Annotated in this window: 20 protein-coding genes and 1 rRNA gene; 11 read left to right on the top strand and 10 right to left on the bottom strand. The window is 65.0% G+C overall.

Annotation, left to right across the window (positions count from 1 at the left end):
* Positions 1–552 (top strand): DUF5693 family protein (locus F561_RS29570; RefSeq protein ID WP_026299129.1); only part of this gene is annotated, 552 nt, incomplete at its 5' end.
* A gap of 37 nt (positions 553–589) precedes the next feature.
* Positions 590–1561, top strand: coding sequence for a polysaccharide pyruvyl transferase CsaB (csaB, locus tag F561_RS0121385; RefSeq protein WP_019012013.1), 972 nt, complete (start codon positions 590–592; stop codon positions 1559–1561).
* A gap of 78 nt (positions 1562–1639) precedes the next feature.
* On the opposite strand, the gene F561_RS0121380 is transcribed toward csaB, so the two are convergent.
* The 4 genes from F561_RS0121380 to priA form a co-directional block, all read right to left on the bottom strand.
* Positions 1640–2107: a PaaI family thioesterase gene (locus F561_RS0121380; RefSeq protein WP_019012012.1), complete on the bottom strand. Its 468-nt coding sequence runs from the start codon at positions 2105–2107 to the stop codon at positions 1640–1642.
* A 95-nt stretch (positions 2108–2202) separates the two neighbouring features.
* Positions 2203–3177 (bottom strand): CobW family GTP-binding protein, encoded by a 975-nt coding sequence (locus tag F561_RS0121375; RefSeq protein WP_019012011.1) that lies wholly within the window; start codon positions 3175–3177, stop codon positions 2203–2205.
* A 27-nt stretch (positions 3178–3204) separates the two neighbouring features.
* A complete protein-coding gene (locus F561_RS0121370; RefSeq protein ID WP_157452086.1) occupies positions 3205–4038 on the bottom strand; it encodes a hypothetical protein in 834 nt (277 codons plus the stop codon).
* A gap of 57 nt (positions 4039–4095) precedes the next feature.
* A complete protein-coding gene (priA, locus tag F561_RS0121365; protein WP_019012009.1) occupies positions 4096–6813 on the bottom strand; it encodes a replication restart helicase PriA in 2718 nt (905 codons plus the stop codon).
* Positions 6814–7158: 345 nt separating this feature from the next.
* On the opposite strand from priA, the gene F561_RS0121360 reads away from it, so the two are divergent.
* Positions 7159–8046 carry a DMT family transporter gene (locus tag F561_RS0121360; protein WP_019012008.1) on the top strand — a complete coding sequence of 296 codons (888 nt, stop codon included), beginning with the start codon at positions 7159–7161 and terminating at the stop codon, positions 8044–8046.
* A 75-nt stretch (positions 8047–8121) separates the two neighbouring features.
* Here F561_RS0121360 and F561_RS0121355 read toward each other — a convergent pair whose 3' ends face one another.
* Complete coding sequence (locus F561_RS0121355; protein ID WP_019012007.1) at positions 8122–8742, bottom strand: hypothetical protein; 621 nt, start codon at positions 8740–8742, stop codon at positions 8122–8124.
* A 98-nt stretch (positions 8743–8840) separates the two neighbouring features.
* Positions 8841–9677, bottom strand: a complete 837-nt coding sequence (locus tag F561_RS27480) for a response regulator (RefSeq protein WP_019012006.1) — start codon at positions 9675–9677, stop codon at positions 8841–8843.
* A 141-nt stretch (positions 9678–9818) separates the two neighbouring features.
* Here F561_RS27480 and F561_RS0121345 point away from each other — a divergent pair, with 141 nt between their 5' ends.
* The 3 genes from F561_RS0121345 (at position 9819) to F561_RS0121335 (ending at position 14033) form a co-directional block, all read left to right on the top strand.
* Positions 9819–12218, top strand: coding sequence for a glutamine--tRNA ligase/YqeY domain fusion protein (locus tag F561_RS0121345; RefSeq protein ID WP_019012005.1), 2400 nt, complete (start codon positions 9819–9821; stop codon positions 12216–12218).
* Complete coding sequence (locus F561_RS0121340; protein WP_019012004.1) at positions 12219–12953, top strand: zinc dependent phospholipase C family protein; 735 nt, start codon at positions 12219–12221, stop codon at positions 12951–12953.
* 255 nt (positions 12954–13208) lie between these two features.
* Positions 13209–14033 carry a hypothetical protein gene (locus F561_RS0121335; RefSeq protein WP_019012003.1) on the top strand — a complete coding sequence of 275 codons (825 nt, stop codon included), beginning with the start codon at positions 13209–13211 and terminating at the stop codon, positions 14031–14033.
* 94 nt (positions 14034–14127) lie between these two features.
* On the opposite strand, the gene F561_RS0121330 is transcribed toward F561_RS0121335, so the two are convergent.
* Positions 14128–14931 carry a metallophosphoesterase gene (locus F561_RS0121330; protein ID WP_019012002.1) on the bottom strand — a complete coding sequence of 268 codons (804 nt, stop codon included), beginning with the start codon at positions 14929–14931 and terminating at the stop codon, positions 14128–14130.
* Complete coding sequence (locus tag F561_RS0121325) at positions 14928–15233, bottom strand: hypothetical protein (protein WP_019012001.1); 306 nt, start codon at positions 15231–15233, stop codon at positions 14928–14930. Before F561_RS0121325 ends, F561_RS0121330 begins: the two co-directional genes overlap by 4 nt.
* Before the next feature lie 335 nt (positions 15234–15568).
* Here F561_RS0121325 and F561_RS0121320 point away from each other — a divergent pair, with 335 nt between their 5' ends.
* The gene (locus F561_RS0121320) at positions 15569–16474 is read left to right on the top strand and encodes a metallophosphoesterase (RefSeq protein ID WP_019012000.1); all 906 of its coding nucleotides are present in this window, start codon (positions 15569–15571) and stop codon (positions 16472–16474) included.
* 49 nt (positions 16475–16523) lie between these two features.
* Here F561_RS0121320 and F561_RS0121315 read toward each other — a convergent pair whose 3' ends face one another.
* Positions 16524–17777, bottom strand: a complete 1254-nt coding sequence (locus tag F561_RS0121315) for an FAD-dependent oxidoreductase (RefSeq protein ID WP_019011999.1) — start codon at positions 17775–17777, stop codon at positions 16524–16526.
* 260 nt (positions 17778–18037) lie between these two features.
* Between F561_RS0121315 and F561_RS0121310 the strand changes: the two genes are divergently transcribed.
* The 3 genes from F561_RS0121310 (at position 18038) to F561_RS0121300 (ending at position 23617) form a co-directional block, all read left to right on the top strand.
* Positions 18038–19339: a SpoIID/LytB domain-containing protein gene (locus F561_RS0121310; protein WP_019011998.1), complete on the top strand. Its 1302-nt coding sequence runs from the start codon at positions 18038–18040 to the stop codon at positions 19337–19339.
* The gene (locus F561_RS0121305; RefSeq protein WP_019011997.1) at positions 19336–22359 is read left to right on the top strand and encodes an LPS-assembly protein LptD; all 3024 of its coding nucleotides are present in this window, start codon (positions 19336–19338) and stop codon (positions 22357–22359) included. The genes F561_RS0121310 and F561_RS0121305 overlap by 4 nt, the downstream gene beginning before the upstream one ends.
* A gap of 229 nt (positions 22360–22588) precedes the next feature.
* The gene (locus tag F561_RS0121300; protein ID WP_019011996.1) at positions 22589–23617 is read left to right on the top strand and encodes a hypothetical protein; all 1029 of its coding nucleotides are present in this window, start codon (positions 22589–22591) and stop codon (positions 23615–23617) included.
* A 244-nt stretch (positions 23618–23861) separates the two neighbouring features.
* Here F561_RS0121300 and F561_RS0121295 read toward each other — a convergent pair whose 3' ends face one another.
* Complete coding sequence (locus F561_RS0121295) at positions 23862–24893, bottom strand: serine hydrolase domain-containing protein (protein ID WP_019011995.1); 1032 nt, start codon at positions 24891–24893, stop codon at positions 23862–23864.
* A 191-nt stretch (positions 24894–25084) separates the two neighbouring features.
* On the opposite strand from F561_RS0121295, the gene F561_RS0121290 reads away from it, so the two are divergent.
* Positions 25085–25196, top strand: a 23S ribosomal RNA gene (locus tag F561_RS0121290); the annotation flags it as partial.

Raw genomic sequence — 25196 nt, 5'->3', positions numbered from 1 at the left:
GGTCTGGATCCCTTCCGGGGCGTGGGCCTGACGCTGCTGCTGCCGCTGGTGTTGGTCGGGGCCAGCTTCCTGCCGCGTCAGGACATCCGCAAAACCGCAGGGGACATCTACAACTCGCCCATCAAGCTCGGAGACATCGTGGTGATGGGCCTCGGCCTCGCCGTGTTCGCGCTGGTCTTTTTGCGCCGGGGCAATACCAGTTCGGTGGGCGTCAGCGACGCTGAAAAAGAAGTGCGCCAGAACCTTCAGGACTCCATCATTCGCCCCCGCTTCAAGGAACTGGCCGGACATCCGCTGGCCTTGCTGGGCCTCAGCGGAACCCTGCCGGGCTATTTCAGCACGCTGGTGCTGCTGGGCGGCGTGATCGGGCAGGCCAGCCTCCTGAACACCTTTTCGCACTTTCATACGCCCCTGCTGATCAGCGCTGCCCGCTGCTTTATCGGCCTCGGCGTGGGTCTGGTGGCCGGATACGTGGTGATCTGGGTGGTGCAACAGGCCATTCGCCTCTGGAGCAGTTACGGTACGCGCCGCGCCACTGGGGTGCAGGCATGAGGGCAGGCAAGAACGCCGCGCCTGAAAGGGTCAGCCGATGAAGGTCACGGTCAGCGGGTATTACGGTTTCGGCAACACGGGCGACGAGGCCATCGCGCTCGCCATTACCCGCGAACTGAAACGCCGGGGCCAGACGCCGGTGCTGCTTTCCAATACCCCCGAGGCCACCGCCGAAACCTACGGCTGCGAAAGTGCGCCGCGCATGAAGCCTGCCGGACTGCTCTCGGCCATCGCCCGCTCAGGCGTGGTGCTGTCGGGCGGCGGCGGCCTGCTGCAAGACAAGACCAGCGCCCGCACCCTGACCTATTACCTGGGCGTGATTCGTGCGGCGCGGATGCTGGGCAAGCGCGTGGTGATCTTCAACCAGAGCATCGGCCCGCTCAGCCCGGAAGGTGGCCGCAAGGTGGCCTCGGCCCTGCGCGGCCTGCGCGTGATCGTGCGTGACCGGGGCAGTCTGGATACGTTGCAATCACTGGGCATCACGGGCGAACTGGGCGGCGACCCGGCCCTGCTGCTGCAACCCAGCCCCAACCTGCCGCGTCAGCTGGGACAGGTCATCATTGCCCCGCGCGGCGACGTGTTGGGTGCCACCGAACGCCTGAAAACTGTGACCGCCGAGTTGCAGGCCCAGGGCCGCCGCGTGCTGGCCCTCAGTTTCATGCCTGCCCACGATGACGCCGCTGCCCACAGTCTGGGAGCCGATGAGGTGCTGAGTACCGTTGACCCGCAGGTGGCCCTGGACGCCATCGCTGCGAGCGGGTTCGTGATCGGCGTGAGGCTGCATGCCGTGATTCTGGCCGCCGCTGCGGGTGTTCCATTTGCAGGCGTGGCCTACGATCCCAAAGTGCAGGGCTTTTGCTCGGATGCTGGCGCACCTTTTCACCCCGTCGAACTGGACCCACAGACAATCTGTCAGCAGGCCTACAACCGCACCGCGCCCGACTGGAACGCGGTGGCCCAGATGAGAGACAGAGCGGAAGAAAGCTTTACGCGTGCGCTGAAAGGATAGGCCTAGGAACCGTGGAGCGTAGATCGTGGTTGGGCTTTTTCCACGTTCTACGCTCCACGTCCATTGTCCTGAACGCTCCTATTGTCCGCCGTGCGTCACCACGTTGCAGGTGCAGCGGGCCAGGGTCGTGGTGCGGCCTTTTTCGTCCTTCATCTCCACGGTCCAGACCATGACCGTGCGGCCCCGGTACACCAGCAGCGCCTCGGCAGTCACCCAGCCCTCAGAGACGCCGCGAACATGCGTGCCGTTCAGGTCCACGCCCACGCCAAACTGCGTTCTGGGGTCCACGTTCAGAAAGCTGCCGAGGCTGGCAAGTTCTTCGGCCAGGGCCAGACTCGCGCCGCCGTGCAATCGCCCGGTGGGTTGGCGGTTGCCTTCCACGGGCATCCGGGCCGTCAGGCGGTCACGGGCCACGCTCAGCAGTTCTATGCCGAGGCGTTGACCGAGCGTGCCGCTGAGTTTTCCCATGCGCCCCGCCAGTTCTTCGGGCGACAGGCGGGCAAAGTCTTCGGGCGTGGGAATCTGGATATCTGGGTGGAGGGTCATGGAGGCATGCTAGAGCAGGAATTGGGGGAGAGAGGGAGATTTGAAGTTGCTGGTACGCCTTCTCTCACCACTCCCAGATCCGCGGCCTCCGACTCTCAGACCTGTTCCACCGCTTCCGTCACGCACGCCTCGAACGCCGCCGTATATTCCGCCCTGTCCAGCCCGCGCCCGATAAACACCAGTTCGGTCTGACCGTCGCCGGGTTCCCAGGCATCCGCCGTAAACAGGTCACGCACCGCCTGAAACAGGATGCGCTGTGGGTACCCATATAGGTCCACAAAGCCCTTCACGCGCAGGACCTCGGCGGGGCGCGACAGGATCAGGTCGGTCATGAAGCGCTGCCAGCGGTAGGGATCGAGGGGACGGGTGGCCCGCAGGGTAAAGGATTTCAGCCCCGGCGTGTGCTGCGCGGCTTGGTCGGCTCCGTCCAGCACGCGGGGATCGAAGTCGTCTCGGGCCAGCAGGGCGTCGGCGTCCAGTTGGCCCTGCTCCACGCGCACGATCCGCGCCAGAGGATTCACGCCGCGCAGCACGCTCGCGGCATGATCCAGCAGGCCGGGGTCAGACAAATCGGTTTTGTTCAGCACGATCACGTTGGCGTAGGCCAGTTGCCGCGCCGCTTCGGGGTGGTCGCGCAGGGTTTGCAGGGCGTGGCGGGCGTCTACCACCGCCACCAGTGTGGTCACGCGGAAAGCGGCTCGCACCGAGCGTTCCAGCAGCGTGGTCAGCACGGGCGTGGGGTCGGCCACCCCCGACAATTCCACGATCACGGCGTCGGGCTTTTGCTCGCGCATGGCAATCGTGACCAAGGCCCGCAGCAGGTCGTCGCGCCCGGTGCAGCACAGGCAGCCCGCCGTCAGTTCGGTGACGTCGTCGTTCAATCGCTCGATCAGGCCGCCGTCTACACCTGCCTGCCCAAATTCGTTGACGATAATGCCCAGACGGTGCGGCAGGGAGCGGATCAGGTGATTGACCAGCGTGGTTTTGCCTGCTCCCAGAAAACCGCCGATGACGATGACGGGCACGCGTTCATCGATGCGGGGCGTGGGGGTGGGGGAGAGGTCGGACATGGGGGCAGGATAGCGGGCGGGAGATACCTAGATTGAGGAACTGCCCCAAAGTTCATATGTGAGGGGGCCGTCCTCTGGGACATTCAGCGCGAGGTCGTAACCAAGATAACCATCGTGTTGTTGATCTCCTGAATCGGCATGACTTAAAAAATGCAGCATAACTGTCATAGGGGAGTTGTCGCCAGAATTGATGTCAGAAATATAATACTCGCCTGTCAGTTCCAGACGACTGGGGAAGAAATTGTCATCCACATGGCCGGAGCCGCTTCCATCATTGACGGCTTCCATCGCGGCCTCTTGCAAGCAAGCCAACACTTCGGGCCAACGACGTTCTAAGGTCAGGCGGTCTTCATCTGTTGGCTTTCCTCTTGCAATCTCACCGACAGTCAGCGTTTTAACGAGTTTGAACTTAAGATTAGAAATTTGGCTATCGTAATTGGTGTCATGAGCGAGAATGGATTGGCCCTGTTTGGTTGCAGGATCCCAGAGAAGTGTAACTAGATGTCGTTGATACACAGACAGAAGATTCTTGTAATTAAGTCGCGTCAGAATTAGTTCAGTTTCTACGAGGATACGACTAGATTGCTCTGAACTGAATTCTAAATGTTGACGGCCAACAAAATAGTTTCCATTTACGCCTTCTGAGTAGTAACTGAAGGGTTGAAACTTGGCAACAGCAGTGGGATCAGTCAAAGCCCATTGCAAGAAATCCTGCGCCTGACGAACAATGTCATCCGAAGATATTTCTAAAATTTTCTCTAACTCTGCTTGCCGTTCGCCGTAAGTGACGCCCTGAACGGCCCAATCGGGCGTCGGGATGCGCTGAAGCTGGAACAGTTCGGGATCAAATCCATATTTCATGGCGGTCACTCTTTCATGGCTCGCCACAGGAGCGGGCCGAATTTGCTTCTTCTGCTCCTACAGCCCTCCACGCGGGTTCACGTCTACCCGCACCCTTGCTTTCACACTCCGGTCTATGGTTGCCAGCAGTTGGGCCAGCCGTGCATCGTCGCGGGCGCGCAAAAACAGATGGTACGGGTACACGCCGCGCAAGCGGGCCACCGGGCTGGCGGCGGGGCCGAGGACTTCCTGCGCGGTGGCTCCTGCGCCGTGGAGGGCGTCAGCCACAGCCTGAGCGGCGATGCGGGCTTTTTCGGGGTCGCGGGCAGCAATTTCCACTTGCGCCAGGCGGGCGTGCGGCGGGTAGCCCAATTCTTTCCTGACCCTTTCTTCGGCGGCGGGATAGGCCAGCGCGTCACGGCCCTCCACCAGCACCTTCAGGGCGGGATGATCGGCCTGAAAGGTCTGCACGACCAGCAGCGGGGCGCGGTCTGGGTGCCATTCGGCCAGTTGCCTCAGCAGGCGGTGGTAGCGTTCCGAGGCCCGGAAATCGGACACGTTCAGCCACGTATCGGCCAGCGTGAGGCCCAGTAGGGCCAGATTGGGCGGCGCGTCGGAAGACAGGAGCAGTTGCGTGCCCACCACCACGCCACTTTCTCCGGCATACAGGGGGGTCAGGTCGTCCTGGCGGTCTCTGTCCATCCGGTAGACCTTCAGCCCCGGCACCAGCTTTTCCACCATCTGGGCAATCCATTCTGTGCCGGGGCCGCGTGCCTGCCACATGCGCTCGCCGCAGTTGTCGCAGCGTTCGGGAATGGCCTCGTGATAGCCGCACTGATGGCAGGTCAGTTGGCGGGTGTCCTGATGAAACCGCAGCGGCACGTCGCAGTTGCGGCACTGCGGCACATGTTCGCAGGTGGGGCAGCGCAGCAGCGCCGAATAGCCGCGCCGGGGGGCGAGCAGGGCCGCCTGTCTGCCGCGCTCCTGCACCTGCCGCAGCAACCTCACCAGATCGTGACTCAGCGGGTAGCCGAGGTCGGCAGGGGTGAGGTGGGTGCCGCTGAGTGGCCCCAGTTCGGCCTGTTGCGGCGGGTTGGCATAGTCCACCACATGCACGCGGGCACGCGGCGGCGGCAGCACGGCCCCCACGTAGGGCACGCTTTCGGCGGCGGGCGCGGCCCCGACCAGGGCCAAAGCGGCGTCGTGCGCGGCGGCCACCCGCGCAGCCACATCCGGCACGAAGGCCCGCGATCCAGCCTGCAACTTATAGGCGTCGCTGCCTTCTTCTAGCACCACGATCAGGGCCGGATCGACCAGCGGCGCGGTGAGGGCCAGATAGGAGCCGATGACCAGCCTTGCCTCCCCGCTGCCGATCAAGGCCCAACTGTGTGCCCGCTGCACCTCGCTCAGTTGCCCGCTGATCTGAATGGCCCGCGTGCCCGCCGCCTCTGCCAGCCCCGAGAGCAGCTCCCAGTTGCGTCGCAGGGTGGCGTGATCGGGGGCCAGCACCAGCACGCCGCGCCCCTGCGTCAGCAGACGCCCTATGCGCGGGGCCAGCGTGCGGGCGCGGCTGGCCGGGCGTCCACCGTGCAGCCGCCACACCGGGGCCTCGGGCAGTCGGTCAGGGTCGGGCGCTGTGGGGGGGGCAGCGGGCGTGGGACCGGGCAAGAGGGGCGGGGGCGCGGGCTGCTGCACGGTTTCGGCCCAGCCCCTTGCGGCCAGCGTGCCCGCCGCTGTGGGGGTCAGGTGCACTCCCGCCAACGATGCGCCGTTGGCCCAGGCGGTCAGCGAGTCCACCGGGCCATGCTCCTGCAGCCACGTCCACGCGTCAGGCGGCGGCGCAAGCTCGGGAACGTAGGCCGCCGCGCCCGCATTCAGCAGAGCAGTCACGGCAGCGGCACTCACGCCCGCTCCCTTGGCCCACCCGCTCAGGCTGGATTGTGGTTCGTGGGCGGCCAGCCAGTGCCAAGCCGGGGGCGCTTCCCGCTCGCGCAGCACGGCCCGCGTGCCTCCCCTGGCGGTGACGCCGTTCAGCACGCCCACGCCTACGCCTGTAGCCTGTGCCCACTCGCTGAGGCTGCGAACCGGGCCATTGGCATTCAGCCAGCCCCACGCGCCCGCCTGCTTGGGCGTCAGGGCGGCGGGGTCGGGCGGCGCGGCGGCTTCCAGCCACGTTTCTAGGCGCACGCTGGCGTCGGCCTGTGCCCAGGGTTCGGCCCTCAGCAGGGTGGTCAGGCGGCTGGCCTGCGGTACGTCGTCCAGTGCCCGCGCCTGCACCACGCCGCGCATTTTGGGGGTCAGCCGGAAGGCCTCTTCCAGCAGGCCCTGTTCCCGGATGGCGTCCAGCAGATTGGGGGCAAAAGCGGCGGCATCGGCCCACGCCAGCCCCGGCACCTTGCGCCCGAACGCCGAGAGGTCTGCATCCTTCACGGCCCGCACGCGGTGGTCATAGGCGGCGTCCCAGCCCACGCCCAGCAGGTCGCCCCACACCAACCCGGCGGGCAACTGGGCATCTGCCGCCCAGCCCCCGATGCCCGTGGCGGTGGCGGCGGGCACCCAGGGGCTTTCGGGACTGTCCAGCACCGTCACCACTTCGCGCACCCGGTGGGCACTGACTGGGTTGCCCGCGCCCACCACCAGCCCCACCGTCAGTTCTCCGCGCCAGGGCACCAGCACGCGGCAGCCCAGCGGAATGCCCCCGGCCCAGCCGTGTGGCACGGCAAAATCCAGCGCCGGAACGGGCAGCGGTACAGCCACCAGCCACGGCGTAAAGGGGAAGGCGGCGGGCGGCGTCACACCTTTCAGGCTAGCGCGGGGGCAGTTTTGCAAAGTGGCAGGGGGCTACAGACAGGGGCAGAAGGGGTGTTGATGTACCGAATACGCCCTGCCTTCGAGACCTGATGCTGTACAAATTTGCGCCGTTCAGCACATCAATCCAGACTTTTCCATCTGATCTGTGGCCCGGTATGTCGGGGCAAGTCTGCCCAAATCGAGGTTCAAATGAGGGGCGGGATTCAGAGGCGGAATTTCACCGGAATCCGTGTCGGCGTCCGGTGTGGCCTGTGCCCCCTCCAGGTGACCGAAGCGCCCAACAGTGGGTCAAGAGTCCTTCAGCGCTGCTCAGGCGTTACCCTGCCGCACGTGTCTGCTTCCCGTGCCCTCCCTGTTGCCGCTCCTTCTGCCCGCTCCGGCATTTTGCTGTCGCTGCTGTCGGCCCTCAGTTTCAGCACGCTGGGCATCTGGGGCAAGCTGGCCTCCGAGGCTGGAATGAACAGTTTTACGGCGCTGGCCTGGCGGTTCGTGGCGGTGGCGCTGCTGCTGTTGCCCCTCTCCTCACGCGGGCTGACGTGGCGGTTGCGGGGCCAGATGGTCGGCGTGGGCGTGATCTATGCGCTGGCGACCACGCTGTATTTCGGCGCACTTGACCGCATCAGCGCCGGAACCACCAGCCTGCTGCTGTACCTGGCTCCGGCCTTCGTGGTGCTGCTGGGCTGGGCCGTGCTGGGGCGCAAACCCGGCGGCAGGCAACTGGGCGCGGTGGCTCTGGCCGGGGCGGGCCTGGGCCTGGTGGTCGGCATTCCCGGCGCGGGCGACCAGAACGCGCTGGGGCTGGGGCTGGCGGCGGGCGCGGGGTTCCTGTATGCCGTGTATCTGCTGGCTTCCGAACGTTGGTTGCTGGGGGTCAGCCCACTGGCGGCCACCGCGCATATGGCGCTGGTTTCGGGCGTGTGGTTCACGGTGCTAGCGGGGGCGGGCGGCCAACTCGGAGTGCCGCACGGTTGGGCGCAGTGGGGCGTCATTGGCGGTATGGCGCTGGTGTCCACCATTATTGCCGTGCCTGCCCTGTACGGCGCAATTACCCGCCTGGGGGCCGCCCGCGCCAGTTTGCTGGGCACGCTGGAACCGCTGTTTACCGTGCTGCTGGCCTTCCTGATCCTGCATGAACCCCTGCGGCCTGCCGTGCTGCTGGGCGGGGTCTTGATTCTGGGCGGCGCGGTGCTGGCGCAGAAGCGTCGGGCGCGGGCCTGAGGAGTTAGAGCGTGACTGGGAACGATTTCACGCCCTCTCCCCAGAGGTAGAGGGAAACACCAACTTTCCCACCCCCTACAGCAGCCCCACCACCCCGAATCCGTTCACCAGTGCCACGGGCACGCCCAGGGCCGCTGCTTTGGCGCTGTCGGGGACTCCGGGCGGGCCGGGCAAAATCAAGGTGGGCCGCGCATCCAGTCCCACGCCGCCCGTATCGTCCAGGCGGGTCAGCACAGCCTCGAATGTCCAGTCGGAGGTCCAGAGACGTTTAAGGGCGTGCAGGGCGGCAGTTCCGGGCGGCATCACGTGGGCAGATTCGGTGTGCAGTTCTCCGGGGCGGCGCAGATGCACGTCCCGGATGGCGACCCCGGCGAGGCCAGATCCGGCCAGCCCAGCATTTGCCAGCGCCCGGTAAAACACCTGTACGGCGTCGTCAAGCAGGTAACTGGTGCGTACCAATTCCTGCGCCCGCCCGCACAGCGCCTCCAGATGGTCTTCATCTATTCGCGCCGGATTGATCACCGAAAACAGCCGCCGAATCTGTTCGGGCAGATTGGTTCCCCGGTAAAAACCCTCCTCGAAAGCTGCCGGAACCACCATGCCCCCCGGCACCTCTGATTCCTGTGCCGCCAACCGGTGAGATTCGGCTCCCACACGGCTCTGGGGTTGCCGTGCCGCCTCTGCAAACGTGAGCATGAAGGCAGTTTAGCGGCCAGCCAGCAGCAAAGGACCACGCAACAAAGAATGAAGGCACAGATCAGGCGTTCTCGGCGGGCTGCCGTTGACCCTTCGCCTCAGCCGATCATTCCCGGCATTCCGCTCAGGTGGTTTCGCAGCCACGCCTTGACCGTACTGGCTCCGGGGGTGTCGCGCACCAGCACGGCCAAAAATCCATCCGAAAGGGGGAGGGCCACCAGCACGCGGTCTTGATATTCCACCTGCACGCTGCGGGGCAGATGCGGCGTGCCGAGGTGCGGGCCACTGATGCGGGCGGCCATGACCAACACCCGCACCGACTGGCCGAGGTCGCTGGGGAGCGCCGCGCCCTGGCCTTCTTGCCATCCTCCCTGGGCGTCGTAGTGCGCCACTGCCGCCACTCCCGGCAGCAGGGCCACTCCTGCCATCAGGGCGCGGTTGGCTTCCGGGTCAAGGTGCGTGGGGAGGCCGACTTCAGAAGGCTGAGCGGCCTGAGCCAGCGGTGCGTTCGCTGCCTGCACTCCAATCTTCTGTGCCGCAATCGCCGGGGCCACAGCCTCCAGTCCCTCGCCCAGCCAGCCGCGCAGGGCCGGAAACAGCGTGCCGGGGGTAATCGGTTTACGCAGCACGTCCAGCACGCCCAGTTCCAGTGCCTGTGCCCGCAACTCGTCTTCGACCACGCCCGTCATCAGCACCACGGGCAGGTTGGGTCGCTGCTCACGCAGAGTCCGGGCCAGATCCAGCCCACTTTCTCCCGGCATCCGGACATCCGACAACACCAACGCCGTTTCGGGCGTCAGGGCATCCATGGCGCTGCTGACGCCATCGGCCAGACGCACCGACAGATGCGGAGCCAGCAGGCGGGCCAGCATCAGCCTCACGCCAGAACTGTCATCCACGATCAGGATGGTGGGCGGCGGAGTCGGGGCAGACATATGCCCGAGCCTACCGGGGTGTCAGTGACGCAGACCTTACGTGTCAGCTGTATTTAGTGACATTTATCACTCATCGGTTCTATTGGAGGTCAATTCCACGGGCAGCCTCTCTGGGCAAACAAGGCGGGTATTCTGCATGGCATGACTGTGCCCGACCCCACCTCTACCCCTGCCGCCGCTGCCGACGCAGCGCGTGTGGCCCCCAATTTCATCACCGAGATCATCGAGCGCGACCTGGAGGCGGGGAGGTACCCCCAGATCGTGACCCGTTTTCCGCCTGAACCCAACGGCTACCTGCATCTGGGCCACACGTTCGCCTCGTTTCTGGATTTTCAGACGGCGGTGCAGTACGGTGGGCGTTACCACCTCCGCATGGACGACACCAACCCCGAGGGCGAGAGCGAGGAATTCGCGCAGGGCATTCAGGACGACCTCAAGTGGATGGGCTGGGAATGGGGCGAGCACCTCTATTACGCCAGCGACAACTTCGAGCGCTACTACGAATACGCCGTCAAACTGATCCGGCTGGGCAAAGCCTACGTGGACTCGGTCAGCGGCGACGAGATGGCCCGGCTGCGGGGCACCGTCAGTGAGGCGGGTACGCCCAGCCCCTACCGAGAGCGCCCAGTCGAGGAAAATCTGGATCTGTTCGCCCGGATGCGGGCCGGAGAATTCCTCGAGGGCGCACATGTGCTGCGGGCCAAGATAGACCTTGCCAGCGCCAACATGAAGCTGCGTGACCCGGTGCTGTACCGGATTTTGCGGGCCGACCACTACCGTGCCGGAACCGCCTGGTGCATCTATCCCATGTACGATTTTCAGCACCCGCTGCAAGACGCCCTGGAAGGCGTGACGCACTCCATGTGCAGCCTCGAATTCGTGGATAACCGCGCCATCTACGACTGGCTGATGGAGACTTTGGGCTTCAGCCCCCGCCCCCATCAGTACGAATTTGGGCGGCGCAGTCTGGAATACACCATCGTCTCCAAGCGCAAATTGCGCCTGCTGGTCAATGAAGGTCATGTCTCCGGCTGGGACGATCCCCGGATGCCCACGCTGCGTGCCCAGCGCCGCCTGGGGGTCACGCCCGAAGCGGTGCGGGCCTTTGCTGCCCAGATCGGGGTCAGTCGTACCAACCGTACCGTGGACCTTGCTGTCTACGAAAACGCCGTGCGGGGCGACCTGAATCACCGTGCCCCCCGCGTGATGGCGGTGCTGGAGCCGCTTCCCGTCACGCTCAGTGGGCTGGACTCCGAGCGTGTGTTGTCTGTTCCCTATTACCCGCATGACGTGGTGCAGGCCAGCTCAGACGGTCTGGTGCCCCTGCCGGGTGGACAGCGCGTGCCGCCCGAACAGGCCGTGCGTGGCGTGCCTCTGGGCACGGAACTGTACATAGAGCAGGACGATTTCAGCGCCGATCCGCCCAAAGGTTTCAAGCGCCTCACTCTGGGCGGAACGGTGAGACTGCGCGGGGCAGGCATTATTCGTGCAGACCGCTTTGATGTCGGTGCGGACGGCAACGTGACCCGTGTGTACGCCACCCTGCTGGGCGAGGAGGCCAAAGCCGGAGGCGTGATCCACTGGGTCAGCGCTGCCCACGCCCTGCCTGCCGAATTCCGGCTCTACGACCGACTCTTTTCTGTGCCCAACCCGGAGCGCACCGAAGCCTCCACCGACGACCTGCCCGAACCCGAAGAGGACGCTGCCCCGATGGACGCGGCCTTCCTACGTCATCTGAACCCCAACAGCCTGCGCGTCACGCGGGGCTACGTGGAAGGCAGTGTGGCTGCCGACCCCGCCGATACCCGCTACCAGTTCGAGCGGCAGGGGTACTTCTGGCGCGATCCGGTAGGCAGCCGGGAGGACGCCCTGGTCTTCGGACGGATCATCACCCTCAAGGATGCCTGGGCGGGGAATGCGGGTGAGGCAACCAAAGCCGAACCGCGCAGGCCGAAAGCCGAAGCCAAAGCTGGTCCGCAGCCTACGCCCCATGCTCCACAGCCCACGGCCCTGACCCCCGAACAGGCCGCAGAAGCTGCCCGCCTGAGTGCGCTGGGGGTATCGGATGCCGATGCCCGCACACTGGCCCGCGATCCAGAGTTGCTGGCCTTTATCAACATGGCGGCCACCGATTCCACACTGGCCCAGGTCGCGTCCTGGACAGTCAATGATCTCGCCGCCGCCATCAAGGGAGACCGTGCCCGCGTGCAGCCCGCCGACCTTGCGCCGCTGGCCGCACTGCTGGCCGCCGGAAAAGTGACCAGCCGCGTGGCCCGCGATACCCTGGCCCGCGCCGCCGAATCAGGCGAAGCGCCCGCCGCCATCATCGAACGCGAGGGCCTGAGCGCCCGTCTGGACCCCGCCGAACTCGCCCGCGCGATTGCCGAAACGGTGGCGGCCAACCCCGACAAGGTAGAGGCTTACCGGGGCGGCAAAGTGGGGCTGATGGGCTTTTTTACCGGTCAGGTCATGCGGGCCACCGGGGGCAAAGCCGACCCGCAGGCAGTGGCGCAGGGGCTGAAGGCGGCGCTGGAGGGCTAGGTGGGCACCTGGATCAGTCATTTCCGGGTGGCGGAACGGTTGTTGGAGCGCTGGCCCGGCCTCGATGCCCGGCAGTTCGTCACCGGCAACGTGGCCCCCGATTCTGGGCGTCCCAATCACGACTGGACAAGTTTTGACCCGCCCAAATCGGTCACGCATTTTCTGCAACCCGGTGAGGACGAGGGCCGGATTCGTGACCTGACCTTCTACCGGGAATTCGTGCAACCTTTGCGCGGCGGCGACCCGGCCCACTTCAGCTTCATGCTGGGGTATTTCGCGCACCTGGTCACCGATAACCTGTGGATGCACCTGATCGGTCAAAGCACCCAACAGGCTTTTGCCGCCGAATTCGATGCAGACAAGGCCGCCACCTGGGAGCGTGTCAAAGACGATTGGTACGGCCTGGACCACAAATATCTGCGCGATTTTCCCGACAACGCCTTCGTGCAATGGGTGGTGGACGCACCCAATCCACCCTCACCCTTTTCGTTCCTGCCCTCGGACGCGCTGGCCTACCGTCTGGACGATCTGCGCGGGTTCTACAGCCGCCCTGAAGAATTCGTCCTCGACCGGGAGTATCCGTATCTCAGCGAGGCCAGCATGAACCGCGCCGTCCAGGACTGTGCCCGCGAGATCGCCCTGCTGCTGGAACAGTTGGAGGGAGGCCAGATTCCCGGTGATGCCCGGATTTCACTGCATGTCCTGGAGTTGCCGCAACCCTACGCCCTGCCCTGAAACTCTTTCAGCACGCCACTTCGCCTAGCCCGCCTCAGCTCCCTGGCGGATGCAGCGCGGGCGGCGCGGCGCGTAGCTTGAGGGCACTTCAACGCACGGAGGTTCAAGCATGAAACAAACCCAACCCGACGGTAGTTGTACTCTCCCCGCTTCCAACTGAGGACGCGCTTTCTGGTGGCCTGACCCGCTCTGCACTCATCTGCTGCGCTGGTCAGGCCGCTTCACTTCGGAAGGCGTTCCTGCCGAGGTTTTTTCATGACCATCCAGACAGCCGATCCCATCGGTCATCTCCGGCGTTCCTTTGCCCGCCTGGGCATGCGCGTGCTGGCGGCGCCCACCCACATGCCGCGCTGGGGCCGCCGCGCCTCCGCTTTCGATATCGATGTGGCCCGCGACGCACGCGGTGAACATTTTCTGATTCGCCTGCCCGAAGAGGCCGCGCCTGAACTGCTGACCCTGGACGTGCGCCCCGAACTGCGCCAACTGCTGCTGCTGGCCCGCGTCGGGGAGCGCAAGGACAAGTTTCTGTGCGGCTTTGACGAACGGCACCTGTTTACGGCTGCTGTGCCCGGTCAGAGCGTGCGTGACGTGGTGGGAGCCATGCACGCGCTCAAGCCCACGCCCATACAGGTCAGCGAAGCGCAGTTGCGGGTCCGTGGCAAAGACCGTCTGCGCCGCAGAAATGCGGCCTTCGTGCGTCAGGGGGAGTGGTTTTTTGCGCCCATGCCCGACCTGATCGTGCCTGCTCAGCGGATACGCCGCAACGAACCCCTGACGCGGGGCGCGGGCAGCAAGCCGCACCTGTGCGCCGAGGCTGCCCGGCTAGGCGGCGAACCTGTGATGGTCTGCGACAGGCGGCCCAACGGAATTTCTCTGGAACGCCACGCCCAGTTGCTGAAATCCGATCCCAAGGCCCGTGCCTGGAACTGGCAATCCTTTCAGCGCAACCCCGAACTGTATGTGCGCGGCGACGTGCGCCACAGGGATCACGCCACCCTGCACCTTCCCAACTGGCACCGGGTACTCATGAACACCGAAAACGAATCGGCGGGGCGGGAGTTCGTGGCTTTTCTGGACTGAACCACTCCATCACAGCGGCAGGCGCGGGACATCTTCAGTCCGTGCCTGCCGCCTGTTCTGCTGCTCCTGTTTGATAGCCCTGAACTTCTGTTTCTTAAGGTGCGCCCGGCAGGTTCACGCCTGTGGCGGGCAGCGGTTCTCCGAAGGCGATATAGCGGCGGGCCACGGCAGGATCGCCGCGCCCACACAACACGTTGACGTGTGGCACGCCGTGGACATTCACGTCCAGCAGGGCCAGCCGTCCGGTTTCGTAGGCCCCCAGATCTATGTAGAGGTGGCGGCCCAGGCGTGTGGGCGTCCTGACGGGCGTATGTCCATGAACGCTGTACACCACGCCATCCGGCATGGCAAACGGCCCCTCGAACGGCCTGAGCCACAGCGCCGCCGACAGGGGATTGGGATACTGCTGGTGTTTGACGGGGGGTGCGGCGTGCGAGACCAGCACGCTCGGCTCAGAGGGCGCTTCGTCGTGGATCTCGCCGTCGGCAGTCACGAAGACCACGCGCTTGAGCTGCTCCATATACGACGACAGCAACGTTGGAAATTTTTCCAGCGTGAGGCCGCCCAATTCCCGGCGCACGCTGTCTCCGCCATTCCCCATCCACCACTGGTAGCCCTCCATCGCCTTGCGGTAATCGCCCAGATCGTGCGTGCCCGTGTAGCGCGTGTACCATTTCAGACCTTCCTCGGCCATGCGCTCGTGGTTGCCCATCAGCAGCGTGGCGCGGCCCTGATCTTTAAGGTCCAGCAGCAGTTTCACGGTTTCCATGCTGTGCCGTCCCCGGTCTATGGCGTCACCGAGGCTCAGAAAATGGGCCTCGGGGTAGCGTTCGGCGGCGGCGGTCAGCAGGTCTACCCGTCCGTGCAGATCGGGCACGATCAAGACCTGGCGGCTCATTCGTCCCCGCTGGGTTCATCACTGCCGTGCTCATCGCTGAAGTCCAGCAGCGTCTGCTTGCTGCGCTCTCTCAGCAGGCGTGCGCCGCTCTGGTCGGGCACGAAGGTCACGCGGCCTCCATCCACCTCCACGCGGTAGGCCGCACCATCGGCAGCACCGGGCAGCCATTCGGCGGGCAACTGAAAGGTACGCCCCAACAGGTCTTCCACATCGGCCAGCCCCGCTTCCTCGTCCAGCACATCAATGACCAGGATGTTCGGGGTCATTTCATTCGGGGCATCTTCGGCGGCAGAACCAGACATAGGCGGCAGTGTAGCGCCCAGCACAGATTTTGGCGCTGAACCCGGTCAGAAAATCTGCCGCACAACTGCCCACGTAGACCTGATGCCGATTCCATATAAACACCTGATATGGATTCCGGATAAACACTGTGCTTTTCGGTATTTAATTCGGCCCGTAAAGCTCTGCGGGCTAGCTCTGCAAGTGCGAAGCGGAGATGGGCGGACAGGCCGTGGAGTTCTGGCGGTACGGGAATCACAAGGAATCCGTCTGACCTCACCTCTTCTTAACCGTCAGATTTCTCAGTGTCGGGGACAACTTCCGAATGACGCCCCGCCCTGCATGTCTGCCCTAACCTGTGCAGGTGTCCGACTCGTCCAGCCCCCGTACCACTATTCCCAATTCCTCCCGACGCCGCTTTTTGCGGGGTGTGCTGGGCAGCGGGGTTGCGCTGGGCCTGTTGGGTGGAGCAGGTGTGGCCCAGAGTTACCGTCACGGCGTCACGCGCCACACGCGCACGTTGCCGGGCTTGCAGTCGCCTCTGCGCGTGGCCTTTCTGACCGACATGCATTACGGCCTGTTTATAGATGCGGGCAATGTGCAGCAGTGGATAGAGGCCACCAACGCCGAGCGCCCCGACCTCGTGCTGTTGGGCGGCGACCAGCTGGATTACCGCACCGACGGCCCGCCCACGCCGCTGCTGGCGCAATTGGAGCGGCTGAGTGCGCCGCTGGGCGTGTACGGGGTGTGGGGCAACCACGATTACGGCAGCTTCGGCTATTACGGCAACAAACATTACGGCCCCGAACGTCCTGACTGGCAGGCCCGGCGCGAAGCCCTGCGCGTCTCCTTCGCGGCGGCGGGCGTGAACCTGCTCAGGAATGAAGGCCGCGCCGTGCGTCCTGACCTTCAGCTTGGCGGAGTGGACGACCTCTGGCACGGCCAGCCCGATGCGGCCACAGCTCTGGCAGGGGCAGAGGGCCGCGCCACCCTGCTGGTCAGCCACAATCCCGACCTCCTGCCCGATCTGCCTGCCCCGGTGGGGTTGGTACTGTGCGGCCACACGCACGGCGGGCAGGTGCGGCTGCCGCTGCTCGGTGCGCCCGTGGTGCCCAGTCAGTACGGCCAGAAATACGCCATGGGCTGGGTCACGGGGGCACACGGTACGCCCGCCTATGTCAGCCGGGGCCTGGGCGTCAGCGGGCTGCCCATCCGGAACATGTGTACGCCAGAAATCGCGGTACTGACCCTGAATCCGGCGTAGGCAATAGATGCTGCTCAGTCAGCACCACACAGCCTTTCTCCCAGATGCCCTAAAAACTCCCAGCCTCGTCCCAGGGTCTTCCCTCCACACCTGCCCAATCTGCCGCCAGATCAAATGCGGTCGCCAGCCCAAACGTGTCGGCCAGTGGGCCACCCAGCAGCAGCGATACGTCCGGCATCAGGCGCTGATGCTGGGGCGGCGCGTCGGTGCGGCCCCCCGGCAGGGCCAGCCACGCGCCCGGTACATCGGCCAGGCTGCGGCCCGTTTCCAGCGCTTCCGTTCCCAGCACCGGGAGGGCGTCGATCAGGCCCACCAGGTCTTCCAGCGTTTCGCGGCGCAGGCCCACAGGCACTCCGGTCAGGCGGCCCCCGGTGGGCGCGTAGCCGTGCGGATCGCGGTGATGAATGTGCGGGTACAGCGTATAACCGCCGTTCTGGGGCCGCAGGGTCAGACTGCCCGCGCTGCACACAGGCACACGCAGAACGGGGGAGAGGTCGGTCCCGCTCCCGTCATCAGAGGTGCTGCCCACAGACCTGCCGTCGCTGGGCGCATTCAGGCGCGGCGTCTGGCGGTAGGCCCGGGCGTGGGTCGTGTGAATACCGAGGCCCTGTTCCAGCAGCTCCGGCCCCTCTGCTCCGGCAGCCACCACCACGAACCCGGCCCGGACGGTGTGCGTTTCGTGGGTCACGATCTGGTGGGTATTGGTCACGGTGAGGCGGTCCAGGCGCACGCCGCCGGGAATCAGATGGGCCTGGGTATTCAGCATCAGGTCGGCTCCGGCCCCCACCGCTGCTCCCGCCTGAGCTGCGGCCAGCGCACCGGGCCTGTAGGTGGCCGCCCTCAGGTCAGGCCGAGCGAAAGGAAGTTCGTCGGTGTCCAGCAGGGCCAGTGAATCTGGATACGCGGCCAGAGCCTCGGCAGTCGGCAGACATCCCGGCCCCTGTTGCGCATGCAGGCTCAGCAGCGGGCGCTCCTGAAACTGAATGCCGTCCTGGGCAGCCAGTTGTGCCCGTGTCCAGTCTGCTTTGGCCTGCCAGGTGGGGCCGTCTTCCCCGGTGGGAATGTCCTGCACCGTCCACACCCCTGCCGCCAGAATCGTCGCGCCTTCCTCGTTGGGCAGGCCGCCCTGCTCGACCAGCAGCAGCTTTGAATGCGGCATCAATTGCCTCAGGTACAGCGTACAGGCCGCGCCCATCCGTCCGGCCCCGATCACCACGATGTCGTACCGGGTCTGTGTCCCGTCAGGCGGAGCAAATGCCTGCCCGACATGTGCCCAGACCTGTCCTGCCGCCGTTGCCGTCATGGGTGCATGATGGCAGTGTTTGGGCTGTGGGTCGTGGTGTGGGCGTCCAGGGGTCAGAGGTTTAAAAAGCTGAGAACTGATGACAGACTCGGGCCAAAGCAGTTTCCCTCTGCCCCGGTGGAACCCGTAGAACGTGAGCGGAAGAGCCGCAGTGATCAACGAGTTCAGATCTCGCTCCCTGGACTGTTCCCCCTGACCTGTGCCCCATAGCCGAGCTTTCTCATGGCCCTCCGATGGGTGGCTGCGTATACTCGCCCCACATGTCTGCACCGCGTTTCTCTTCCCGGCTGCCCTCCTACGCCCTGGTGTTGGGGGGGTTGCTTTGCATTCCTGTGGCCTCGGCCCTGAATGTGCGCGTGCTGGTACTGGCTGCGCCCAGCCTGACGGTGCGGGTTCCGGTGGCCGCCGCTCCGGCTCCGGTAGCGCCCCTGACGGTCAATCCCGGCGTCCCCACACCCGCGCCCCTGCAGTTCGATGCGTGGCGCGTGGGCGTGAAGGGCAGCGGCGCAGGCGCACGGCTCACGCTCAATGGGCAGGATTCCGGCAACGCCACGCTGTATCTGCCCCCCACTCCCGGCAGCGTCGTAGAAATCGGCGGCAAGGCCTACCGGGGCGGTGTGTTCCTCAGAACCGAGCGGGGCGGCGTGCAGGCCATCAACGTCGTCAACGTCGAAGACTATCTGCGCGGCGTGGTGCCGTCCGAGATGCCCAGTTCCTGGCCTGCTGCGGCGCTGGCGGCTCAGGCCGTGATTGCCCGTACCTACGTGGCTGCCCGCGTGAATCCGGCCCTACCCTTCGATACCTGCGCCACCGAGAGCTGTCAGGTCTACACCGGAATCGCCTCCGAGAAACCGGCCACCGACGCCGCCATCACTGCCACTGCCGGACAGGTCGTGGCCTATGCGGCCAAGGCGGCCAGTACCTACTTTTCCAGCGATTCCGGTGGGTTTACGGCCTCCAGCGCCGAGGTCTGGGGCAAAGACGTGCCCTACTTGACCGCCAAAGCCGACCCCTTCTCGGCGGGTGGCCCGCGTGCGCGGTGGCGTCTGGAGGTGCCGCTGAGCAAGGTGCAGGAGGTGGCGGGGCGCTACGGCGTGCGCGTCGGCACCCTTCAGACCGTCACCGTGACCAGTCTGAGTGCGTCGGGCAGGCCGCAGGACATCACCTTTTCGGGGGCGTCGGGGGTGGCCCGCGTTTCCGGTGCCGATGCAGGCGGCTTCGTGCGTTCGCTGGGCGCGGTCAGCAGCCGGGCCACCCTCTCGGGCCTGAATCCCCTGATCGTGGAGGGTGCGGGCGCGGGCCACGGCGTCGGCCTCTCGCAGTACGGGGCGTTGGGGCTGGCGCGGCAGGGTTACGACCATCTCCATGTGCTGGGCTTTTATTACCCCGGTACGTCGCTCAGTGCGCTGGCCGACGCCGGAAGGGGTGAGACCGGGCGGCCCGTGCTGGCGCTCCAGCGGGCGCTGCCACAGCCTGTTTTGCCCCAGCCGACCTTGCCTCCGTCTGCACCCGTGAACGTCTTTGCTGCCCATTCCCTTCCGTCTTCCTGGGTCAGCCAATGAAACGGGCCAGCGCGTCCGGTACGGTCAGACGCAGGAAAGGCCTCCTGAATGGCCGACTGGCTGGCCTGATCTTGGGCGCGGCCCTCACGTTGGGCGGCCTGCTGGGTGGTGCAGAGGCCCGCACTGTCAAGATCATCAGCGCCGATACTCTCGAACTGCGGCAACTGGATGGTCAGGAACTCGTGCTGATCGGCGGGACAGGCGAATCGGGTGTAGAACTGCGGGTCGATGACGACATCGTCAAGGCCCTGCGCGTGGAATACAACCGCACCCGGCGCACGCTGACGCTGGTGGGAAGGGCCAGCTACTTTTCGGCCTCTGACGCGCAGACATTGACCGGAGAAAACCTAGTCGTGGATCTGGGAACCGAGGAACTGACCGGCCAGGACGTGCTGATCAGCGACGCCGATCTGGAGATTCGCGGATCGGAAGTGGACCGGATTCCGGGGCAACTGCGGGCCACGGGCGGCTATTTCACGCCCTGCGCCAAGTGTGGCCGCACGCCCAACGACTACGCCTTCCGCGCCGAACGCCTGATCGTGTATCCCGGAGACCGCCTCGTGGCCTACCGTGCCCAGTTGCTGCTGGCCGATTTCCCGGTGCTGTATCTGCCCGTGCTGGTGCTGCCCCTCAACGATCCCGAACGCCAGCCGCGCCTGTCGATCGGTCAGGCGGCGCAGGACGGCTACACCGTGGAAGCCGATCTGCCCTTCAGCATCGGTTCGACCACGTTGGGCACGACCTTACTGCGCTACTACCAGAACCGCAGCCCCAGCTTCGGCGTCGGCGTGTCGCTGCGTTCATATCAGCCGCTCCCGTTCATAGACCGCCTGAATCTGTACGTCCTGAGCAACCCGCGCCCCTTCCTCTCCGACGGCACGCAGCAGCCCGGCTCCGATCTGGACATTAATTTCAGTGCCAAAGGCCGCATTCCGCTCGTGACCGCTGTGCGCGACCTCGATTACAGCCTGACCGTGACCCGCAGCGATCTGGGGCGTGCCTCGACCGACCCGGAGCGCGGCGTCACCAACGTCAATTTCGGCGTCAACGTGGAATATCCGCTGTTTACTGGACAGTTCAGCTACGTGGACCGTTACGGCCCGGAGGGGGTCACGCGGCTGACCACGCCACTCAAACAACCGGAAGTGGTCGTCGATCCCAAACCTTACGTGCAGGGCGGTCTCAGCACCGATTTCAAATTCACCGTGGGGCAATACACCGCCCAGAGCAATCCTCTGTCGCGCAGCGCCACGTTGCAGGGCATCAACATTTCCACCTCCCGGATAGAAGAGCAGCACAGCCTCGCCTACAGCGCCAAACCGTGGACGAATGCCGACCTGATCCTCACCAATACCTTCACCGGGCGTTACTACGGCACCGGAGCCAGAACCGTACAGCTGAATCTGGGCGCTCAACTGACCCAGCGCTGGAATACCACCAACACCTTCACGGTCAGCGGGGCGTATACCCGCATCGAGGGCACGAGTCCCTTCGCCTTCGACGCCCTGCCGGGCCGCCGCATCAGTGCGCCTATTGGTCTCACCATCAGCACCGTTCCAGTCAAAGACGTGAGTTTCGGCGTCTCGCTCACCCGCGACCTGATGCTCGGCCCCGAAGCGCAGACTCCCGCCACCTTCAACCTGTCGGTCAACCGGGTGCCACTCAGTGTCTCGGCCTCTCTGGCGCACAATTTCTATACCGGAGAGGTGGAGAGCGCCAATTACTCCATCACGCTCAGCGATCCGCGTAGCGACGAGCAGATCGCGGCGGCGAACCGGGCGAATGCCGTTCAGAGCGGCAACCAGGGGCGAACGGGTCAGGAGGTTGTCAATCCAACTGTGGCGGCGACCCAGACCGCACCCCAGACCACGCCAGCTCCACCCGCAACGTCCAGCACAGCTCCCAGCGGCACACCTACCACTACCAGCACGGCGACCAACACCAGTACAGTGACCACCACCACCAACACTGTCACTCCGACGCCTGCTCCCGCGCCTATTCGCCGCCTGTGGCCCGCGCCCAACCTCGCGCTTTCTGCGACTGGGGGCTACAGCCGCTCCGGGGGCTACTCGCCCTTTACCGTGCGGGCCACCGTGACAGGCGACGTGCGAACCAACAATTTCAACGTGTTCGCCACGCACGCCGTCCAGACACCCAATATCAGTGTGATCGGCGCAGAGTTCAACGCGACTGGGACGCGCGACACGGTTCTCAATCCTTTTACCGTCAGCGCCCGCGAAACACTGAATTTTCCCACCGATGCCGCCATCTCGTCGGTGCAGGCCACCCCCCGCCTGACCGGAGCCGCTAGCCTGACCTGGCGCGGGGCCTACACGCTGTCCACGGCCCACGATCTTCAGATCAATCAGCCCGCCACCACCAAGGAGAGCGGCACCTTGACCTTCAGTGCGGGCACCGTGGCAGGGCAGGCCACCAACTGGCAGGTGACCTACGGCGGCCCCTTCGATGTGGCGCGGTTCGGCTGGACACGCCCGACCCTCAGCGCCAGTCTGAGAACCACCCGTCCGGGCCAGAGCATTGGCATAGCGGGCGTGCTGAACGTCAAGGGGCTGGATCAGCCACGCACCGAACTGGCCCGCGCCGACCTGACCGCCGACTGGCAGTTTGGCACCCGTCTTTCACTTTCCGGCACGGCCAATTACAACCGCACGCGCAGCGGAACCTTCCCCGACGACAAGGCGACCGACAGTCTGGTCCTGAACCCGCTGAAGCTGGGGCTGGCCCTGGGCAACGGCTCCAAACCCGGTGCGTACCTGACGGCCAGCCTGCGCCAGACATTCACCTGGCAAGATGGCGTGCGCCTGAATCCCACGCCGCTGGCCCCAGTCATCGGCCTCACCATCGACCGCTGCTGCTGGGCCATTCAGGCCGAAATCGACCTGAGCATCCAGCGCTACCGCCTCGCCATCGGGCTACCCGGCAGCACCAACTACCCGCTGTTCGACATCGGCTCGGGTGGCCTCACGCCGCTCCCCACGCTGTTGCCGGGCGCCCGCTGAACTGTTCCGTTTCTCAGAGGTGATTGTTTTGAAACTCAAATCTACGCAGCGTCCGGGCAGTCAAAAGAGGGTCAGAGAGTGTGGGGAGGGTAGAAGCCCACATCCCGGCCAAGGTGCAGCTTCTACAAGTACGTTCTCTGCACTCGTCACTGACCATGCCCCACGCTCAGTCAGTCCAGCACGGAGAAAAACCCTCAAGACCCTCGGCCCGAAATCTCTGGCTCTGGGATTGCTCCCTCTGCTGCTGGCCGCCTGCACCGGTACCGAAGAAGGTTCGCCCACGCTCCGGCTGGCGGTTCTGACCGATGGCGGCGCGACTTTGCGCACGGTCACCACGGGCGGCATTGCGGGTCAACCCGCTCCCACCGAGGTCACGGTGCCGGTCACAGGCGGCGTCAGTCTGGATACGTTACCGGGAGGCACGCGCACAGCCCTGACACTGGCGGGGGGCATAGAAAGCCGGGACGTGAATCTGGCCACGCCTCAGGCCTTTGCCGCGCTGCCTTTTTCGCCCGTGTGCCTGACCACCACAGCGGCCAGCGCTGCCCGTGACCGACTGTTGACCCTCAGTGCCTGCCCCAATGCGGCCCAGCAACTGGCCCTCTACCGCAGCGACGGCACGCTGATCTGGACGGCCACCCTGCCTACCTTTACCCCCCCGATCCCTGGTCTGGACACCCCTCCGATCCGGCTGGCCGTGCTGGGCGATACGGCTGTGGTCGCCCGACCTGCACTGGGCGGCGGCAGCGAGGTACTGCGGGCTGCACCTGCCACCGTAGGCGACCCGGTTGCCACCGTAACCACGCCTCTACCCAGTCCCGCTATCCGAGACCTCGCGCCCTACGGCTCCTCTCTCCTGGCCGCCACGGATACAGGCGTGCAGGCGCTCGGCTCCACCGGACTCCCCGACGCCGCTCAGGCTGTGGCCGCTTTCGGTGCGCAGCGGGTAGACCGTCTCTGGACCAATGCCAGCGGTGACCGCTCCCTTCTGGCCGCCTGGCGAGACAATACGGTGTCAGGCACGTCCAGCGAACCGCTACGCCTGTGGGATGGGGTGCGGGCAAACGCCGCCATCGTGGCATATATAGACCGCCTGCGCGACGTGACCCTGGCTCCCGACGGCAATCTCTACGCTCTGACCCCTTTCGCCCTGACCCGCTACGACACGGTTTTTGGTCTGCAACAGGGCAACTGGCAGCCCGCAACTCTTCTCGGCGGCCTCAATGACGCCCGCGCCGTGACCTGGCTGGTGCCCTGACAGGTCTGGCCATCAGGCAAAAGAAGGCGAATCTGTCAGAAGGTTCGTCTTTTTTATGCGAACTTGAGGCGATTTATGGTTACTGCTTACTGAAACAATGGGGCAGACCTGGCGGAGTCCATCTGACGACGCACGCTTGAAAGACCATATACAGAAGAACGAGCCGCAATCACTCCAGGAGGTGCAGGTTTGCTGAAGATGCAACGCTCTCCCGATGACCGGGAATCACAACCCGATCATTCCATCAGCGGTTGGTGCTCTCCAGCAGTCGCAGCAACAGCACCGTGACCACATCCCGTCTGGCCCAGCCCAATCCGCCGCGTGCCAGCACCGTGATCACCGTGCCGCTGTGCGGAGAAAACCCCAGTGCTGTGCGTGTTCCCCGTGCCACACCGCCGTGCCAGATGGCCCCACCAGTCCGAAACCAACCCGGCGCGACGCTGTGGATCTGTGCGGGCAGGCCAGGGGGCCGCTCCATCATCTGCCAATGGGTTCCCGTTTCGCCGCTGAGGTGGGCTGCTCCAAAGTTCAGCAAATCCTGTGCTGTGCCGTACAGACCGCCCGCCCCTGCCAGCGGGCCAAACCGGGTGGCCTGCGTACTCCCCAACAGGCTGTAAGCCGTGCTGTGGCGCTCCGGAGGCATCAGCGTGATGCTCGGCAGTTCAAGCGGTTGTGTGACGTATTGGGCCAGGGCTGCGCCGTACCCGTTAATACTCGGGGGCTGACCAGCGGCGGACGCCAGGGCAAGTGCCAGCGCACCTGCACCCAGATTGGAATAGAGAAAACGTGATGGCTGACCAGCTTTTGTCACCGAATTGGCGCTTGCCCACCGCTTCACACTGTTCAACACGGCCTGTTCACTCATTGCTGCATATGGATCGTGCCAGTGGGTCAGAGCGGTCAGCCCCGTGCGAAAAGGATGGGCAGGCACTCCAGCCGTGTGTGTCGCCAGTGTCAATGCCGTAAGAGAAGCTGGAAGCCGCCGCAACGGCCCACCCAACCGCGCAACCGGTGCCGTCCATTCCAGACGGCCTGCCTGTACCAGAGCACCTGCCAGAGCAGCAGTGAAAGGCTTGGTGACGCTTGCCAGTTCAAAAATCTCGTCGCTGCGAATCTGTTTCAGGCCGACCAGAAGAGTCTGTCCTTCATGTCGCACCCCCAGAACACCGCCCCGTGCATATACCTCTCTGAGCAGGGGATACAGCGGCGTCAAATTGGCTCTTAGAAGGCTCCGAATGTCGCTCAGCACGGCATCTAGCGGGTCGCGGCGAAACATGGCTCAGCCTAGCCTGTTGAGGTGAGCAGGGAAGGGGTTGACAGGTGAGGGAATCCCCTGTAATCTCTCTGAGCCTCAAGAGAGGCGCGGTGCATGACAAGCGAGTGAGAAGAGCGAGAGCAAGCAGAAATTATTCTGTCTGCCTTGAGCAGACAGTAGCAAGCTGCCTCCTGAGAGGGAGGCAGTGGAGCGGTCAAGATATGAAGGGTCCACGGTGGATGCCCTGGCACTGGAGCCGATGAAGGACGCGATTACCTGCGAAAAGCCCCGACGAGCCGGAGATACGCATTGACTCGGGGATAT

The sequence above is a fragment of the Deinococcus aquatilis DSM 23025 genome, assembly GCF_000378445.1.
GTDB classification, from domain to species: Bacteria; Deinococcota; Deinococci; order Deinococcales; family Deinococcaceae; genus Deinococcus; species Deinococcus aquatilis.
This window is presented reverse-complemented; position numbering and strand designations above follow the sequence as displayed.

Excerpts from the sequence above, each read along its gene's own strand:
- csaB (WP_019012013.1), top strand. The coding sequence starts at position 590 with ATGAAGGTCACGGTCAGCGGGTATTACGGTTTCGGCAACACGGGCGAC.
- F561_RS0121380 (WP_019012012.1), bottom strand. The coding sequence starts at position 2,107 with ATGACCCTCCACCCAGATATCCAGATTCCCACGCCCGAAGACTTTGCC.
- F561_RS0121375 (WP_019012011.1), bottom strand. The coding sequence starts at position 3,177 with ATGTCCGACCTCTCCCCCACCCCCACGCCCCGCATCGATGAACGCGTG.
- F561_RS0121370 (WP_157452086.1), bottom strand. The coding sequence starts at position 4,038 with ATGAAATATGGATTTGATCCCGAACTGTTCCAGCTTCAGCGCATCCCG.
- F561_RS0121355 (WP_019012007.1), bottom strand. The coding sequence starts at position 8,742 with ATGCTCACGTTTGCAGAGGCGGCACGGCAACCCCAGAGCCGTGTGGGA.
- F561_RS27480 (WP_019012006.1), bottom strand. The coding sequence starts at position 9,677 with ATGTCTGCCCCGACTCCGCCGCCCACCATCCTGATCGTGGATGACAGT.
- F561_RS0121345 (WP_019012005.1), top strand. The coding sequence starts at position 9,819 with ATGACTGTGCCCGACCCCACCTCTACCCCTGCCGCCGCTGCCGACGCA.
- F561_RS0121335 (WP_019012003.1), top strand. The coding sequence starts at position 13,209 with ATGACCATCCAGACAGCCGATCCCATCGGTCATCTCCGGCGTTCCTTT.
- F561_RS0121330 (WP_019012002.1), bottom strand. The coding sequence starts at position 14,931 with ATGAGCCGCCAGGTCTTGATCGTGCCCGATCTGCACGGACGGGTAGAC.
- F561_RS0121325 (WP_019012001.1), bottom strand. The coding sequence starts at position 15,233 with ATGTCTGGTTCTGCCGCCGAAGATGCCCCGAATGAAATGACCCCGAAC.
- F561_RS0121315 (WP_019011999.1), bottom strand. The coding sequence starts at position 17,777 with ATGACGGCAACGGCGGCAGGACAGGTCTGGGCACATGTCGGGCAGGCA.
- F561_RS0121310 (WP_019011998.1), top strand. The coding sequence starts at position 18,038 with ATGTCTGCACCGCGTTTCTCTTCCCGGCTGCCCTCCTACGCCCTGGTG.
- F561_RS0121305 (WP_019011997.1), top strand. The coding sequence starts at position 19,336 with ATGAAACGGGCCAGCGCGTCCGGTACGGTCAGACGCAGGAAAGGCCTC.
- F561_RS0121295 (WP_019011995.1), bottom strand. The coding sequence starts at position 24,893 with ATGTTTCGCCGCGACCCGCTAGATGCCGTGCTGAGCGACATTCGGAGC.